This window comes from Caulobacter vibrioides (assembly GCF_002310375.3).
In the GTDB taxonomy this organism is placed as follows: Bacteria; Pseudomonadota; Alphaproteobacteria; order Caulobacterales; family Caulobacteraceae; genus Caulobacter; species Caulobacter vibrioides_D.
Genome location: NZ_CP023315.3, coordinates 3,744,608 through 3,759,302 on the forward strand (window position 1 = coordinate 3,744,608; position 14,695 = coordinate 3,759,302).

Genomic DNA, 14,695 nt, shown 5'->3' on the forward strand with positions numbered 1-14,695 from the left:
GCGCCCCCTAGTCGCGCCGAACCAGCTCGGCTTCCAGATCCGCGTGGTGCGTCCAGAAGCAGGCCAGCATGCTGGTGACGGCCAGGGCCAGCATCAACAGGAAGCCGCGCGGCGGAGCCAGGCTGACAACGTCTTGGGGCGTCATCTCTCTCGTTTCCTCGTCGGCGCCCGGATCTTCTCGTCCAGGCTGCCGTGGGAGGAAGCTTCACACTGACGGGCCGCCCGCGCAACCCCCTGTTTTCAATAGGTTTTTAATGGACCTCAGAGTCCAAAAATCAAGCCGCTAGAAGATCGAATAGCCGCCGTCGATCACCAGGGTCGTGCCCGATTGATAGCTGGAGGCGTCCGACGCCAGATAGACAGCCATACCGCCGAAGTCCTCGGGCTCGCCCCAGCGGCGGGCCGGCACGCGCGGGATGACCTTCTCGGCGAAGGCCGAGTTGGCCTGGGCGCCGGCGGTCATGTCGGTGGCGATCCAGCCGGGCAGGATGGCGTTGGCGCGTACGCCATAGCGGGCGTGCTCGACGGCGACCGACTTGATCATCGAGATCACCGCGCCCTTGGTGGCGGCGTAGGCCTCGTTGCGGGCCGCGCCCTCGATGGCCGCCAGCGAGGCGACGCCGACCAGCGAGCCGCCCGGATCCCCGGCCTTGGCGCGCTCGACCATGTGGCGGCAGGCCTCGCGCAGGGTGAAGAACACCCCGTCCAGATTGACCGCCAGCACCTTGCGATAGACCTCGGTGCTCATGTCGACGAACGAGGGCGAGCCATAGCCGATGCCGGCGTTGGCGAAGACGCTGTCGACCCGGCCCATGGCGGCGACGGCCTCTTCCATGCCCTCGCGGACCTGGGCCTCGTCCGAGACGTCGACGGTCTGGGCCTTCACCCGCACGCCCAGCGTGGTCAGGGTCTGTTCGGCGGCCAGGTTGCGCTCGGGGTTTGAGCCCCAGATGACGATGTCGGCGCCGGCCTGCGCCATGGCCTTGGCCATGCCAAGCCCGATGCCCCGATTGCCGCCGGTGACCAGGGCGACCTTTCCCGACAGGTTGAACGGCGCATAGGCCATGACGAACCCTCCCTCATTCTTCTTGAAACGCTTGTTTGAAGGAGAGGGGGTCAGAGGCCGAAGGTCAAGAGCCCCAGAAGTGGAAGGTTCGCCAACCCTCGCCGATCGCGGGCCGCGAAACGCCCAAGAGGTCAGTGATCGTCAGGGCCGCGGCGAAGATGAAGTCGCTGACCCCGGGGACCCAGAAGATCAGCGCGAACAGGATCAGAAAGCCCACCCGCTCGACCTTGATCATGCCGGTCTGAACCCGCTCGGGCAGGAACGGGCGGATGACGCCATAGCCGTCCAGGCCCGGGACGGGCAGCAGGTTCAGGACGAGCGCGCTGGCCTGCAGCATAGCCAGCAGCGACAGGGCGTTGAACAGCGGCGGGCTGGCGGTCGCGAGCGGCAGGCTGACGGCGATGACGACCAGCACCACCAGCGTTCCCAGCGGTCCGGCCAGCGAGGCCAGCGACCGCCAGCCGCGCGAGCGCATCAGGTCCTCGCGCAGATAGACCGCCCCGCCCGGAAAGCCGATGCCGCCCAGGGCCAGGGCGACCAGCGGGATGATGATCGTCGTGAAGAGGTCCGAGTATTTCAGCGGATCGAGGGTCAGATAGCCCTTCTCGACGATCGTGGTGTCGCCGGCCTTGTAGGCGGTGAAGGCGTGACCGAACTCGTGGATCCCGACACTCAGCACCCAGGCGGCGGCCACGAAGGCGAAGGTGATCACGCCCAGCGGCTGAACCCCGCTCGCCACAGCCCATCCGAGGCCGAGAACCGCGGCGATCAGGATCAGGGCGTTGGGACTGATCGGCGCACGCGGCCGGGCGGGAGCTTCGAGGATAGTCATGACCCTGATGTCGGGGACCTTGGCCGGGAGCGCAAGCGGAGTCTGGGTGTCGTTTCGCGGACGGGCGGAGGGCCAACCGCAATCCCTCTCTCATGGAGAGAGGGATTTCAATGCATTACGCCTACCGCCCAAACCTCTCAAACGCTTCCGCGATCACCCGTCGCGTCTCTTCCCACTCCACCAGCACCATCGCCTCATCGCGGGTCACGAACCGCGCTTCGGCCGCGTCATCGCCGGCCACGGGGTCGCCGCCGGTCCAGCGGGCGGCGTAGTCGATCAGGACGTAGTGGCGGGTGATCTCGCCGCCCGGCCGCGCGGGGAACACCCCGTCGATCACGTCGATCAGGCCCAGAAGCTCCGCGTCGACGCCGGTCTCTTCCTTCAGTTCGCGCAGCGCCGCGTCCTGCAGGGCCTCGCCCCATTCCAGGCGCCCGCCAGGCACGCTCCATTGGCCAAGCCTGGGCGGGGTGCCGCGCTTGATCAGCAAGACCTCCTCGCCCCTAAGACAGACGACGCCGACAGTGGGAACGGGATGGCTCATGCCCAAGCTTTAAGGGAAGCCGACCTTCAGATCGACACTGGACTTCACGCCCACGCAATCGCCGCAATCGTCCAGCCAGGCCTGCGCCGCCGCCCGACCGCGATCCTTCAGATCGGTCAGAAAGCTCCATTCGGTGTTGAACTTGGTCGACATCGACAGGTCCGCCAGCGGCTTGTCGGCGGTGATGGCGTGAACCAGCATCCGGCGGTAGCGGCCGCGGGCGGTGTCCTTCAGGAGGCCCTCGTCCAGCAGCTTCTGCACGAAGCCGATGGCCCGCAGCTCCGAGGCCAGCGAGGCGTTGAAGGTGATCTCGTTCAGGCGGTCCATGATCTCGCCCGGCGACTTGGGCGTCTCCTCGCGGACGAACGGGTTGAGGGTGACGATCAGGATGTCGTCGGGCGTATCGTCGTAGAACAGCGGCCACAGCGGCGGATTGGCCAGGAAGCCGCCGTCCCAATAGGGCTCGCCGTCGATCTCCACCGCCTGGAACAGCTGCGGCAGGCAGGCGCTGGCCATGATGTGGTGCGAGGTCAGCTCGGTCTCGCGGAAGACCTTCGACTTGCTGGTCCGGATCTGGGTGGCCGAGATGTAGAGCTTGATCGGGCACGCGCCCCGGATCCGGCTGAAGGTGATCTCGCCCTCCAGCACGTCGTGCAGGGGGTTCAGGTTGAACGGATTGTACTCGTAGGGGCTGAGCGACAGGGCCAGGGTCTCGGCCATCCGCCAGCCGGGGGTGTTCTTCAGCCAGTCGACGCCGCCGCCGAACACATTGGTCCAGATGCCGGTGTCGCCAAAGACGTTGCGGCCGCCGGCCCGGTTCACATTGCGCCAGAACGATTCCAGACGCGCCTGCGCCCCCGCACGGCCGTCATCCATCAGGCCTTGGGCCAGACAGACCGCGTTCATCGCCCCGGCCGAGGCGGCGGTGACGGCGCGGATCTCCAGATCGTCTTCCTCGAGCAGGCGATCCAGCACGCCCCACTCAAAGGCGCCGTGGGCCCCGCCGCCCTGGAGCGCCAGGCTCAGCCCCTTGGGGCCGGAGGGCTTCTTCTTGAACGGTGGAATCGGCATGCGACCTCGCGAAGGACCAGCCCCCGATCAGTAACGCTTCCTCCCGGCGCTTGGCGCCCGAAATCGAGGGCCTATTGGGCGACCCAGCCGCCGTCGATCTGATAGGCCGCGCCATTGGCCGAGGCGCCCAGGTCCGAGACCAGATACAGCAGCATGCCGTTCAGCTGGTCGAAGGTGACGAACTGCTTGGTCGGCTGGCTGGCCAGGATCACGTCCCGCATCACCGCCTCTTCCGAAATGCCGCGCGCCTTGGCCTGGTCGGCGATCTGAGCCTCGACCAGCGGCGTCTTCACAAAGCCCGGGCAGATGGCGTTGCAGGTGATCCCATGCTGGGCGACCTCGAGGGCGACCGTCTTGGTCAGGCCCATGATCCCGTGCTTGGCGGCCACATAGGCGGCCTTGAACGGCGAGGCCACCAGGCCGTGCGCCGAGGCGATGTTGACGATCCGCCCCCGGCCCTGCTCCTTCATGATCGGCACGGCCGCCTTGGTGGCGTGGAAGGCCGAGGACAGGTTCACGGCGATGATCAGGTCCCACTTGTCGTCCGGGAAGTCCTCGACCGGGGCCACGTGCTGAACGCCAGCGTTGTTCACGAGGATGTCCAGCTCGCCGAACTCGGCCTTGGCCGCGCGGACCATGTCGGCGATCTCGATCGGCTTGGTCATGTCGGCGCCGTGGTAGAGCACCTCCACGCCGTGGGTCTCGGCCATCTCGGCGCGGGCGCGCTCGATGGCGTTCATTTCACCCAGGCCGTTCATGACGATGTTGCAGCCCTGGGCGGCGAGCGCGTCGGCCATCGCGTGACCGATGCCGCTGGTCGAACCGGTGACGATGGCGACCTGCCCCTGCAAACCGAAATCGACGGCCATTCACGCGCTCCCTCTAGTGCTGCGGTGCAGCATATAGCTCGCCCCTGCGAAGGGCGAGCGGTTATAAATTCATCGATAGATGAATTTAGGGCTGCGGGCGAGCGAAAACCCAGTCGGCGTCCGTCGAAAGGCCGGGCTGGAAACGATAGCCGTCGAGGTTGAAGCCCTTCAGCGCTTCGGCCTGATCGACCCGGTTGTCGATGACGTAACGCGCCATGCGGCCGCGCGCCTTCTTGGCGAAGAAGCCCAGCACGCGCAGCTCGCCGCCCTTCTCTTCCTTGAAGTGGCAGGTGACGACCGGCAGCTTCAGCGCCTTGGCGTCGACGGCGCCGAAATATTCCTGGCTCGCCAGGTTCACCAGGGTGGGATCGGCGTGGCCCTCGGCCGCCTGGTTCAGCGTCTTGGAGATCGTCTCGCCCCAGAAGTCGTAGAGATTGGCGCCCTTCTTGGTCTTCAGGCGCGTGCCCATCTCCAGGCGGTAGGGTTGCAGGGCGTCGAACGGGCGCAAGACGCCATAGAGGCCCGACAGGATCCGCAGGTGATCCTGCGCCCACTCCAGGGCCGGGCGGTCCAGCTCGCGGGCGTTCAGCCCCGCATAGACGTCGCCGTTGAAGGCGATCACGGCCTGCAGCCCTTCCTCGACCTGCGGGTCGAAGGCCTGGAAGCGCTCGCGGTTCAACGTCGCCAGAGCGTCGGAGATATGCATCAGGCGCTTGAGGTCCGCCGCCGTCAGCTTGCGCGTCACCTTGGCCAGCTCGGCGATCTGGGCTTTCAGCTCAGGGGTCGTGAGCGGCAGCACCGCTTGGGGAGCGGTGAAGTCCAGCGACTTGGCGGGCGAGATGACCATCAGCATGAGCGGGGAGATAGAGGCTTCCAGGGTCCGGCGCTAGGGCTGGCGATGATCACTTTCCAGATCGGAAAGTTTTCACTTGCCAACATGGAAAGTCGAGAGCTATGACTTTCCGCACTGGAAAGTAAGGAGGTCGCCATGACCCGAGACGAAGACGCCCTGCGGATGCTGGCCGAACTTGAGGCCGCCAACGCCGACCTCGCCGAGCGCGCCAAGGCGCCGGTCTGGTATCATCCGGCCCTGGGGCTACTGATGGGCGGGCTTTGCGCCGTCCAGGCCGCGCCAGTTCCCGGCATGCTGGCCTATTACGGCGTGTTTATCGCCGGCGTCGTGCTGCTGGTCCGCGCCTACATCAAGCGCACCGGCCTCTGGGTCAGCGGCTATCGCGCCGGACGGACCCGGTGGATCGCCGTGGGGCTGGCGACGATCACCACCGGCCTGATGCTGCTCTCGGCCTGGCTGCTCCACACCCGGAAAGAGACGCTGGCGCCGTTCGTGTTCGCAGGACTGATCGCCGTGATCGTGACCATCGGCGGCTTCGTCTGGGAGGCCGCCTTCCGCGCCGATCTTCGCGACGGGGGGCGCCGGTGAGCGGAGCGCTTGATCCGGTGATCCACGCCCCCAACCGCCTGCAGATGTGCTGCATGCTGGCGGCCGTGGACACCATCGACTTCGCCACCGTCCGCGAGGCTCTGGACGTTTCGGAGTCGGTGCTCAGCAAGCACGTGAAGACGCTGGAAGAGGCCGGCTATGTCCGGGTCAAGAAGGCCGCGTCCGAGGGCCGCCAGCGCACGTGGCTGTCGCTGAGCAGTGAAGGCCGCAAGGCGCTAAAGGGTCACCTCGCCGCCCTCAAGGCGATGATGGCGGGCGTTCCCGAGGCGTAACAACGCCTCGACCTCAGGGAGCGACGAGGCTATCCAGCCGGGCATGCAAACCCTTGGCCTCGCCGCAGCCCTCGCCTGGCCGATCCCGATGCTGGTCGCCCTGTTCTTCGTGCTTCGCGACCGAACGCTGAAGTTCCGTCCGCTCTGGGCGGTGGCGTGCTTCATCGGGGTGGGCGCGTTCTGGATGGAGCAGGCGAGCGGGCGGTGGGGCTTCATCCCGCTGGCGATCAATCTGATCCCGGGCACGCAGCCGGGCTTCCATCGGTCGACGATCCCTGGCGGCGCGCTCCTGGTCATGCTGGCTCTGTGGCTGCGCGCCCGCAAGCGGGCGCAGGCCAAGCCAGCCGCCTAGAAAAGAACCCGGGGGTTCATGATCCGCTTGGGGTCCAGCGCCCCTCGGATCGCCCGCAGGGCCGCGACCTCGATCGGGTCCTTGTAGGTCAGGGCCTCGGCCGTCTTCATCGCGCCCAGGCCATGCTCGGCGCTGATCGAGCCGCTGAAGGCGGCGGTGATGTCGTGGATGATCTTGGCCCCGGCCTCGCGCTGGGCCTCGTGGGCGTCGCCATCGCCGCCGACGGGCTGCAGCACGTCGTAGTGGACATTGCCGTCGCCGACATGGCCGAAGGCGACGATACGGGTTCCGGGAAAGGCCGTCTCGATCGCCGCATTGGCCTGGCCGATGAAGGCGGGGATCTTCGAGACCGGCACGCTGACATCGTGCTTCCACACCGCCCCTTCCGGCTTCTGGCCGGCGGAGTGGCCCTCGCGGATATGCCAGAACGCCTTCATCTGGGTTTCGGTCTGCGCCACCGCCGCGTCGGCGATCAGGCCGCGCTCCAGGGCGCCGGCCAGCAAGCGCTCCAGCGCCGCCTCGGCCGCGCCGGGCTCGCCGCTGGCGATCTCGATCAGCACATACCAGGGGTGCGACTCGGGCAGCGGATCGCGCAGGCCCGGCACGTTGCGGACGGTCAGTTCAAAGCCCAGCCGCCCCATCAGTTCGAAAGCCTCGACCGCGCCGCCGGTCTCGTCCTTGGCGCGCGCCAGAAGCTGGATGGCGTCACCCGGCGAGGCCAGGCCCACGATCGCCACGGCCCGCGAGGCCAGTAGCGCCTGCAGCTTCAGCGACGCGGCGGTGACGATCCCTAGCGTGCCCTCCGCGCCGATCAGCAGCTGCTTGAGGTCATAGCCGGTGTTGTCCTTGCGCAGGCGCTTGAGGCCGTTCCAGACCTCGCCGTTGGGTAGCACCGCCTCGATACCCAGCACCTGCTCGCGCATCATGCCATAGCGCAAAACCGCCGTGCCGCCGGCGTTGGTCGAGATCAGGCCGCCGATCGTGCACGAGCCTTCCGAGGCGACACCCACCGTGAAGCGCCGGCCGACCTTGGCGGCCTGCTGGTGCGCTTCGTAAAGCGTGACACCGGCCTCCAGCACCATGGCGTCGTCGATCGGGTCAACGTCGCGGATCGCCGTCAGCTTCTGGGTCGACAGCAGGATCTCGCCGCGCGGAATCTGACCGGCGACGAGGCCGGTATTGCCGCCCTGGGGGGTGATCGCCACGCCCTCGGCGGCGCAGATCCCGACCACGGCGGCCACTTCGGCCGTCGAGCGCGGCGTGACCAGCAGCGGCGTCTCGCCCTGCCAGCGACCGCGCCACTCGACCAGCTTGGGCGCGATCACGTCGCGATCCTGGCTCCATCCGCCTTCGCCGAGCACGGCTTTAAGACGGGACACGACATCGGCGGGAACGGGCTTGGTCATGCGGGCAGGATACGCTTTCGAGGGGGCGGCTGTCAGTATATACTGCGGTCTATACGGAGGCGCGCATGGGCATCCTGATCAAGAACCCCGAGGCTGAGCGCGCCGTGCGCGAACTGGCGGCGCTGACCGGCGAGAGCCTGACCACGGCCGTCGAGATCGCAGTCAAGGAACGGCTGGCGGCCAAGCGCGCCGAGACGCCGCCCCGTCGTCGTCGCAGCGTCGAAGAGATGAAGGCGATTACCCGCAAGTATCTCACGCCCGAGGCGCGCGCCGGCCTGCTCCCGCCCATCACTCAGGCGGACTACGACGAGATCAACTTCATACCCGGCCTGGACGATCACCCGTCGTGACGGTGGTCGTCGACACCTCGGCGCTTGTGGCGATCGCCCTCGACGAACCCGAAGCTGACGCGCTGATAGAAGCGCTTGAAGCGGCTGACGACGTCGTGATCTCGCCCATGACCTATGTCGAGCTGGGCATGGTGCTGCTTGGACGCAACCTGATGCCGTCTCGCGACGATCTGGACGACTGGCTGGCCCTGTATCGCGTCGAGATCGCAAAGGCTCCCGTCATCGACACCGCCGCGCTGGACGCCTACCTGCGCTACGGCAGGGGGCGAAACCCCGCGCGGCTGAACCTGTCAGACTGTTTCGCCTACGCCCTGGCCAAGGCGCTCGACGCACCCCTGCTCTACAAGGGCGACGACTTCAGCCAAACCGACGTCCGCTCGGCGCTTTAGCCGACATACCCCGCCGCGCGGCGCAGGCGGTCGTTGATCGCCTCGCCCAAGCCCTCTTCGGGGATCGGCGCGACCGCGATGGCGCTGGGCCGGATGCGATCGGCGGCGCGCAGGAACGCGAACAGGTTGGCGGCGGCCTCGGCGAGGTCTCCGGTGGGGCTGAGATTGAACACGCGTGGGCTTTCAGGGCAGGGACCAAAGGCGAGATAGGCCTCGCCCGCCTCCGGCGCCTTGGCGTTGATCCGCACCGGGGCGTCGGGCGCATAGTGCGTGGCCAGCCGGCCCGGCGAGCGCTTGGCGTCGTCCTGCGCCTCAGCCAGGCGACCGACGATCTGTTGCAGTTGGACCCGCGTGACCGCACCGGGTCGCAGTAGCCGCACCTCGCCCTCCAGCACCGAGACGACCGTCGATTCCAGGCCCACGGCGCAAGGACCGCCGTCGAGGCTGGCGGCGGCCTTGTCGCCGGTCTCGGCCATGGCGTCGTCATAGGTGGTGGGGCTGGGCCGTCCCGAGCGATTGGCCGACGGCGCGACGACCGCGCCACCGAAGGCGGCGAGCACGGCGCGCGAAAGGGGATGCCCCGGCACCCGGATCGCCACCGTGTCGAGGCCCGCCCGCGCCAGATCACAGACGGCCTCGGCGTCGCGGATCGGCGCCACGATGGTCAGGGGCCCCGGCCAGAATTCCCGCGCCAGAGCATAGGCGCGATCGTCGAACGCGGCGATCCGCGCGGCGGTCTCAAGGTCGGCGACGTGGGCGATCAGCGGGTTGAAGCGCGGCCGGCCCTTGGCCTCGAAGATCGCGGCCACGGCGGTCGGATCGGCGGCGTTGGCGCCCAGGCCATAGACGGTCTCGGTGGGCAGGATGACCAGCCCGCCGGCGCGCAGCGCCTCGGCGGCGGCGCCTACTTCCGCTTGGCGGTCAGCTTGAAGCTCACCTTCACCTGCGCCGCGATCTCGTCCGTCGAAGCCCATTCGCCCTGTCCCACGCCGAACGTCGTCCGGTCCAGGGTGGTTACACCGCTGGCGGTCGCCGTGTCGCCGTCGATCTTCAGCGAGAACGGCAGGCTGAGCGGCTTTTTCACGCCACGAAGGTCGAGACTGCCGTCGGCGACATAGCGGCCCTCGCCGGTCTTGCGGAACTTGGTCGCGGTGAAGACGGCCTTGGGGTGGTCGGCGCTGTCGAGGAAATCCTCACCCGTCAGGCTGGCGTCGCGCTGGGCGTCGCCGGTCTCGGCCGAGGCCAGGTCGACGCCGACCGTGACCTTGGAGCGGTCCAGCGCCTCGGGCGAAAACTGGATGTCGGCGGTCCAGCGCTGGAAGCGGCCCTCGATGGACGCGCCCGACCAGGTGGCGGTGAAGCCGAGCGTGGCGCCCTTCTGAACGGTCCAGGCGACCGGGTCCTTGAGGTCGCTGACCGGCGGCGCGGCGGTCGCCTCCGGCGCGGCGGCCGGACCGGTCGTCGCGGTCGGCGCGGCGACAGGCTCGGCGGCCGGCGTGGATTCGACCGGCGCGGGTGGCGGCGCGCTCGGCGCGGTCTTGGGGGTGTAGAGGTAGCCGGCGGCGACGATCGCGGCGAAACCGGCGGCGGCCAGCCACAGGCGGGGCTCCTTCCAGCCTGGCTTGGCGCCCGGGGCCATGTTCTGGAACACCGCGTCCTTGTCGAGGATCTGGTGCTTGGCCACCGCGCCCAGGTGCAACAGCAGCAGCAGATAGGTGGTCTTGACCAGCACCTCGTGGCCGATCTCGCCGATCTCGTGCCATAGGTGCTTGGGGCCAGCGGCCAGGTCCGGCAGCAGCGGCAGGTGCGGCCAGGGGATCGCGCCGAACAGGATCGTCGGCAGGTTCGTCCGGCTGGTCGAGACCAGGATCCAGCCCGTCAGCGGCAGACCGATCATGATCACATAGAAGCCGACATGCACCACCTTGGAGGCGATCTGCTCCCAGCGGGGCTGACCGGCCGGCCCCGGCGGGGCGGGATTGACCCACCGCCAGCCCAGACGCGCCAGGCTGAGCAGCAGGATCGTGATCCCGATCGACTTGTGCAGTTGCATCATGGCGAAGGTCGCGGGCCCCTTGGGCCCGTCCCCCGCTCGCCAGCCAAGGATGATCTGGAAGATGATGGCCGCAGCGATCAGCCAGTGCAGCGCGATCGCCACCGTCGTGTAGCGCGTCCGGTTCTCGGCCATGCGACTCTCCCAGATCCCTTGGTGAGCTAGAGCCTTATCCGTTCGAATGGAATCATTCGAACGGAAAAATAAGGCTCTAATTCAAACATTTAGAGCGTGATAGCCGCCGAAACCGCTCACACTTTCGGCTATCACGCTCTAGAGCTTACTTCTTGTCGAACTCGACTTCGATGCTCAGCGCGACCTCATCGCCGACCATCGGGATGTACTTGCTGACGCCGAAGTCCGAACGCTTGATCGTGGTCGAGGCCGAGAAGCCGGTCTTGACGCTACCCGGCGCGAAGCCCGAGCCGACGCCGTTGAAGGTCACGTCCAGCACGATCGGCTTGGTCACGCCATGCAGGGTGAAGTCGCCATAGACCTTGCCGGCCTGGCCCGCGCCCGGCTCGACCTTGGTCGAGACGAAGGTCGCGGTCGGGAACTTGTTAGCCTCCAGCCAGCCGTCGCCGGCCAGTTCCTTGTTGAACTTCAGGCCGAATTCGTCAGCGCCCGTCGAGGTGTCGATCGAGGCCGGATCGATGGTCACCTTGATCTTGGAGTCTTGCGGCGCCTTGGGGTCGTAGGTGAACTCAGCGTCCACCTTGGTGAAGCGGAACTGGTAGTTCGAGAAGCCCATGTGCTTGATCTTGCCCACCACCGAAGCGTGGGTCTTGTCGAGCACATAGCGGCCGGCCGGCACGTCGGCGGGCTTGGTCGAGCTGACGCCCGGCGCGGCCAGGGCGGCGGGAGCCGTCAACAAGGCGACGGCGACGGCGCCAAAGGCGACCTTGGACAGGGAGAAAGGACGGGACATCGGGGAGGCGCTCCAGGTTGAATTAAAACAGCGCTAGTTGCAGTTCCCCGATCTAGGTACTCCAGCACGGCTTTGAAGGGCGTCATGTTCACGAGCGCGTGATAACGGCTCAACACATTGTCCGCCGTGAGGCGCCGAACGCTTGGCGACCCCGGGCGCCGGGCTTTAAGACGGAGGACGATCTGGAGTTTCTCCCATGACTTTCCGTGCGCCCGTCCGCGACCTTGCCTTCTCTTTGCGCCACGTGGCGGGCTTCGAGCGTCTCGCCGACGCCTTTCCTGAGGCCGACGCCGATACGGTCGCGGCCGTGCTGGAGGCGGCGGGCGCCTTCGCCAGCGACATCCTGGCCCCGCTGAACCGACAAGGCGACCTTGTCGGCGCCAAGCTTGAGAACGGCGTGGTCCGCACCGCCCCCGGCTTCGCCGACGCCTACCAGCAGTTCGCGCGAGGCGGCTGGACCAGCCTCGCCGCACCGGCCGCCCACGGCGGACAAGGCCTGCCCAAGACCCTCGAAGTGGCCGTCCTCGAAATGGTCCAGGCCGCCAACATGGCCTTCGGCCTGTGCCCGATGCTGAGCCTGGGCGCGATTGAGGCGCTGGAGCTGTGCGGCTCGCCTGAGCAGAAGGCCAAGTATCTCCCCAAGCTGGTGTCCGGCGAATGGACGGGCACCATGAACCTGACCGAGCCCCAGGCCGGCTCGGACCTGGCGGCCCTGACCACGATGGCAACGCCTGATGGCGATGGCGGTTGGCGGATCACCGGCCAGAAGATCTACATCACCTGGGGCGATCACGACGCCGCCGACAACATCGTCCACCTCGTTCTGGCCCGCACCCCCGACGCACCGCCCGGGGTGAAGGGCATCTCGCTGTTCCTGGCGCCCAAGGTGCTGGTCGGCGACGACGGCAAGCTGGGCCAAGCCAACGCCCTGCGAGCGGGGGGCCTTGAGCACAAGCTGGGGATCCATGGCTCACCCACCTGCGTGATGCTGTTCGAGGGCGCCAAGGCCGAACTGGTCGGCGGTCTCGGGCAGGGCTTGCCCAACATGTTCGTGATGATGAACGCCGCCCGCCTGCAGGTCGGGACGCAAGGCACGGCCATCGCCGAGCGCGCCTATCAGCAGGCCCTCTCTTTCAGCCAGGATCGCGCCCAGGGTCGTTCGGTCTGGACCGGCGCCTATCCTTCCCGGCTGTTCGACCACCCGGACGTGCGCCGCACGCTGGTCTTGATGAAGGCGCATATCGAGGCCGCCCGCGGGATCTGTCTATCGACCGCCGTCGCCGCCGACCTGGCTCGCGCCGCGCCGGACGAGGCGACGCGCACCGCCGCCAAGCTGCGCGAGGAGCTCCTGACCCCGATCGCCAAGGCCTGGTCGACCGATGTCGGCGTATGGGTCGCCTCGCAAGGCGTGCAGATCCACGGCGGCATGGGCTTTATCGAGGAAACCGGCGCGGCCCAGCACTATCGCGACGCCCGCATCGCCCCGATCTATGGGGGCACCAACGGCATCCAGGCCATCGATCTGGTTGGTCGCAAGCTGATGTTGGGCGAAGGCCAGGCCGTCGGCGACCTGATGGACGACATCCGCGACACGATCGATCTGTTGAAGGCCTCAGAGCTGAAGGGCGTGGGCCTGCGTCTGGAGGCCGCGCTCGATGCGGCCGCCTCGGCGACGGCTTGGCTGATCGAACGCCGCGCCAAGGCCATGCCCGACGCGCTGGCGGGGGCCACGGCCTATCAGAAGCTGCTCGGCGACACGGTGGGCGGCTGGATGCTCGCCAAGGGCGCCCTGGCGGCGGCCGGTGAGGCCGATGCGGCGTGGGCCGAAAGCAAGCGCGCCCTGGCGCGCGTGTTCGCGGAAAGCGTCCTAGCCCAGATCCCCGGCGCGGCGGCGGGGGTGATGCTGGGGGCCGAGGACTTCGCGGCGATGACGCCGGAAGTGCTGGGGGCGTAAAGCCTCTCAACAAATGTCATCCCGGAAGCCTCGCAGAGGCTATCCGGGACCGCAGGGAGCGCCGAGCTTTCTGCGGTCCCGGCTCTCCGCTGCGCTGCGGCCGGGATGACAACTTTAGCCCCCCCTTAGGCCTTGAAGAACGCCAGGAGGTCCTTGTTGATGATCTCCGGGTGGGTGGTGGCCATCCCGTGGGGCAGACCCGGATAGGTCTTGAGCGTCCCCTTCTTGACCAGCTTGATGGCCAGGTGAGCGCTGTCGGCGATCGGGACGATCTGGTCGTCTTCGCCGTGCATGATCAGGACCGGGATATCGACCGCCTTGAGATCGTCGGTGAAGTCGGTTTCCGAGAAGGCCTTGATGCAGTCGTAGTGGGCCTTGGCGCCGCCCATCATGCCCTGACGCCACCAGTTATCGATCTGGCCCTGGCTGACCTTGGCGCCTGGACGGTTGAAGCCGAAGAACGGACCTTCGGGAATGTCGCGGAAGAACTGGGCGCGGTTGGCCAGCAGGGCGGCGCGGAAGCCGTCGAATACTTCCATCGGCAAGCCGCCGGGATTGGCGGGCGTCTTCAGCATGATCGGCGGCACCGCGCCGACCAGCACGACCTTGGCGACGCGGCCCGGCTTGGCGCGGGCGGCGTAGTGGATCGCCTCGCCGCCGCCGGTCGAGTGGCCGACGTGGAAGGCGTTCTTCAGGTCCAGGTGGTCGGTCAGGGCGATGACGTCGGCGGCGTAGGTGTCCATCTCGTTGCCGCTGTCGGTCTGGGTCGAGCGGCCGTGGCCCCGGCGGTCATGGGCGATGACGCGATAGCCCTTGAGCAGGAAGAACATCATCTGGGCGTCCCAGTCGTCTGACGACAGCGGCCAGCCGTGGTGGAAGACGATCGGCTGGCCGCTCTTGGGGCCCCAGTCCTTGTAGAAGATCTGGACGCCGTCCTTGGTGGTGACGAAACCGCTTTCGGCGCGGTTCGCCGCGTGGGGCGAGGCGGCGGGCTTTTTCGCGGGGGTCGCAGCTTGGGCGGAAGCGCCCAGCGAGGCGGCGGCGGCGGCGAGACCGAAGCCGGCGGTCATCACACCCCGGCGGGAAGCTTGGTTCGACTGGCTCATGATCATCCCTCATTTCTTGCTTGCGATAACGTTTATCGCGAGAA

At 67.6% G+C, this 14,695-nt stretch carries 17 protein-coding genes and 1 pseudogene; 6 read left to right on the plus strand and 12 right to left on the minus strand.

Features of this window, described 5'->3' with window-relative positions; translation table 11 throughout:
- Nucleotides 1-7: 7 nt before the first annotated feature.
- From CA606_RS20375 to yaaA, 7 genes and pseudogenes are all read right to left on the minus strand, one after another.
- Nucleotides 8-230: pseudogene (locus tag CA606_RS20375) on the minus strand (hypothetical protein).
- A 53-nt stretch (nt 231-283) separates the two neighbouring features.
- Nucleotides 284-1,066: an SDR family NAD(P)-dependent oxidoreductase gene (locus CA606_RS17765; RefSeq protein WP_096053322.1), complete on the minus strand. Its 783-nt coding sequence runs from the start codon at nt 1,064-1,066 to the stop codon at nt 284-286.
- Between the two features lie 64 nt (nt 1,067-1,130).
- A complete protein-coding gene (locus CA606_RS17770) occupies nt 1,131-1,898 on the minus strand; it encodes a site-2 protease family protein (protein WP_096053321.1) in 768 nt (255 codons plus the stop codon).
- A 121-nt stretch (nt 1,899-2,019) separates the two neighbouring features.
- On the minus strand, nt 2,020-2,439 hold the full coding sequence (locus CA606_RS17775) for an NUDIX hydrolase (protein WP_096053320.1): 420 nt from the start codon (nt 2,437-2,439) through the stop codon (nt 2,020-2,022).
- A 9-nt stretch (nt 2,440-2,448) separates the two neighbouring features.
- Nucleotides 2,449-3,510, minus strand: coding sequence for a patatin-like phospholipase family protein (locus CA606_RS17780; protein WP_096053319.1), 1,062 nt, complete (start codon nt 3,508-3,510; stop codon nt 2,449-2,451).
- Nucleotides 3,511-3,581: 71 nt separating this feature from the next.
- Nucleotides 3,582-4,379 (minus strand): 3-hydroxybutyrate dehydrogenase, encoded by a 798-nt coding sequence (locus CA606_RS17785; protein WP_096053318.1) that lies wholly within the window; start codon nt 4,377-4,379, stop codon nt 3,582-3,584.
- 85 nt (nt 4,380-4,464) lie between these two features.
- Entirely contained in the window at nt 4,465-5,232 is a 768-nt protein-coding gene (gene yaaA, locus CA606_RS17790; RefSeq protein ID WP_096053317.1) for a peroxide stress protein YaaA, read from the minus strand.
- 135 nt (nt 5,233-5,367) lie between these two features.
- Here yaaA and CA606_RS17795 point away from each other — a divergent pair, with 135 nt between their 5' ends.
- Genes CA606_RS17795 through CA606_RS17805 form a run of 3 tightly spaced genes read left to right on the plus strand, consistent with a single transcriptional unit; the run spans nt 5,368 to nt 6,465 of the window.
- Nucleotides 5,368-5,820, plus strand: coding sequence for a hypothetical protein (locus CA606_RS17795; protein ID WP_096053316.1), 453 nt, complete (start codon nt 5,368-5,370; stop codon nt 5,818-5,820).
- Nucleotides 5,817-6,113 carry a transcriptional regulator gene (locus tag CA606_RS17800; protein ID WP_096053315.1) on the plus strand — a complete coding sequence of 99 codons (297 nt, stop codon included), beginning with the start codon at nt 5,817-5,819 and terminating at the stop codon, nt 6,111-6,113. Before CA606_RS17795 ends, CA606_RS17800 begins: the two co-directional genes overlap by 4 nt.
- Before the next feature lie 43 nt (nt 6,114-6,156).
- The gene (locus tag CA606_RS17805; RefSeq protein WP_096053314.1) at nt 6,157-6,465 is read left to right on the plus strand and encodes a hypothetical protein; all 309 of its coding nucleotides are present in this window, start codon (nt 6,157-6,159) and stop codon (nt 6,463-6,465) included.
- On the opposite strand, the gene CA606_RS17810 is transcribed toward CA606_RS17805, so the two are convergent.
- Complete coding sequence (locus tag CA606_RS17810) at nt 6,462-7,871, minus strand: FAD-binding oxidoreductase (RefSeq protein ID WP_096053313.1); 1,410 nt, start codon at nt 7,869-7,871, stop codon at nt 6,462-6,464. The genes CA606_RS17805 and CA606_RS17810 overlap by 4 nt on opposite strands.
- A 65-nt stretch (nt 7,872-7,936) precedes the next feature.
- On the opposite strand from CA606_RS17810, the gene CA606_RS17815 reads away from it, so the two are divergent.
- Both CA606_RS17815 and CA606_RS17820 read left to right on the plus strand, forming a co-directional pair.
- Nucleotides 7,937-8,221: a type II toxin-antitoxin system VapB family antitoxin gene (locus tag CA606_RS17815; protein ID WP_096053312.1), complete on the plus strand. Its 285-nt coding sequence runs from the start codon at nt 7,937-7,939 to the stop codon at nt 8,219-8,221.
- Nucleotides 8,218-8,610: a type II toxin-antitoxin system VapC family toxin gene (locus tag CA606_RS17820; RefSeq protein WP_096053311.1), complete on the plus strand. Its 393-nt coding sequence runs from the start codon at nt 8,218-8,220 to the stop codon at nt 8,608-8,610. The genes CA606_RS17815 and CA606_RS17820 overlap by 4 nt, the downstream gene beginning before the upstream one ends.
- On the opposite strand, the gene CA606_RS17825 is transcribed toward CA606_RS17820, so the two are convergent.
- The 3 genes from CA606_RS17825 to CA606_RS17835 all read right to left on the minus strand — a co-directional run bounded on the left by CA606_RS17825 (nt 8,607) and on the right by CA606_RS17835 (nt 11,591).
- Nucleotides 8,607-9,584: an L-threonylcarbamoyladenylate synthase gene (locus CA606_RS17825; RefSeq protein WP_096053310.1), complete on the minus strand. Its 978-nt coding sequence runs from the start codon at nt 9,582-9,584 to the stop codon at nt 8,607-8,609. The genes CA606_RS17820 and CA606_RS17825 overlap by 4 nt on opposite strands.
- The gene (locus CA606_RS17830) at nt 9,515-10,798 is read right to left on the minus strand and encodes a YceI family protein (RefSeq protein ID WP_096053309.1); all 1,284 of its coding nucleotides are present in this window, start codon (nt 10,796-10,798) and stop codon (nt 9,515-9,517) included. The genes CA606_RS17825 and CA606_RS17830 overlap by 70 nt, the downstream gene beginning before the upstream one ends.
- Before the next feature lie 145 nt (nt 10,799-10,943).
- Nucleotides 10,944-11,591 carry a YceI family protein gene (locus CA606_RS17835; protein ID WP_096053308.1) on the minus strand — a complete coding sequence of 216 codons (648 nt, stop codon included), beginning with the start codon at nt 11,589-11,591 and terminating at the stop codon, nt 10,944-10,946.
- Nucleotides 11,592-11,787: 196 nt separating this feature from the next.
- Between CA606_RS17835 and CA606_RS17840 the strand changes: the two genes are divergently transcribed.
- Nucleotides 11,788-13,545 (plus strand): acyl-CoA dehydrogenase, encoded by a 1,758-nt coding sequence (locus CA606_RS17840; RefSeq protein ID WP_096053307.1) that lies wholly within the window; start codon nt 11,788-11,790, stop codon nt 13,543-13,545.
- Nucleotides 13,546-13,670: 125 nt separating this feature from the next.
- Here CA606_RS17840 and CA606_RS17845 read toward each other — a convergent pair whose 3' ends face one another.
- Nucleotides 13,671-14,651 carry an alpha/beta fold hydrolase gene (locus CA606_RS17845; RefSeq protein ID WP_096053958.1) on the minus strand — a complete coding sequence of 327 codons (981 nt, stop codon included), beginning with the start codon at nt 14,649-14,651 and terminating at the stop codon, nt 13,671-13,673.
- Nucleotides 14,652-14,695 lie beyond the last annotated feature (44 nt).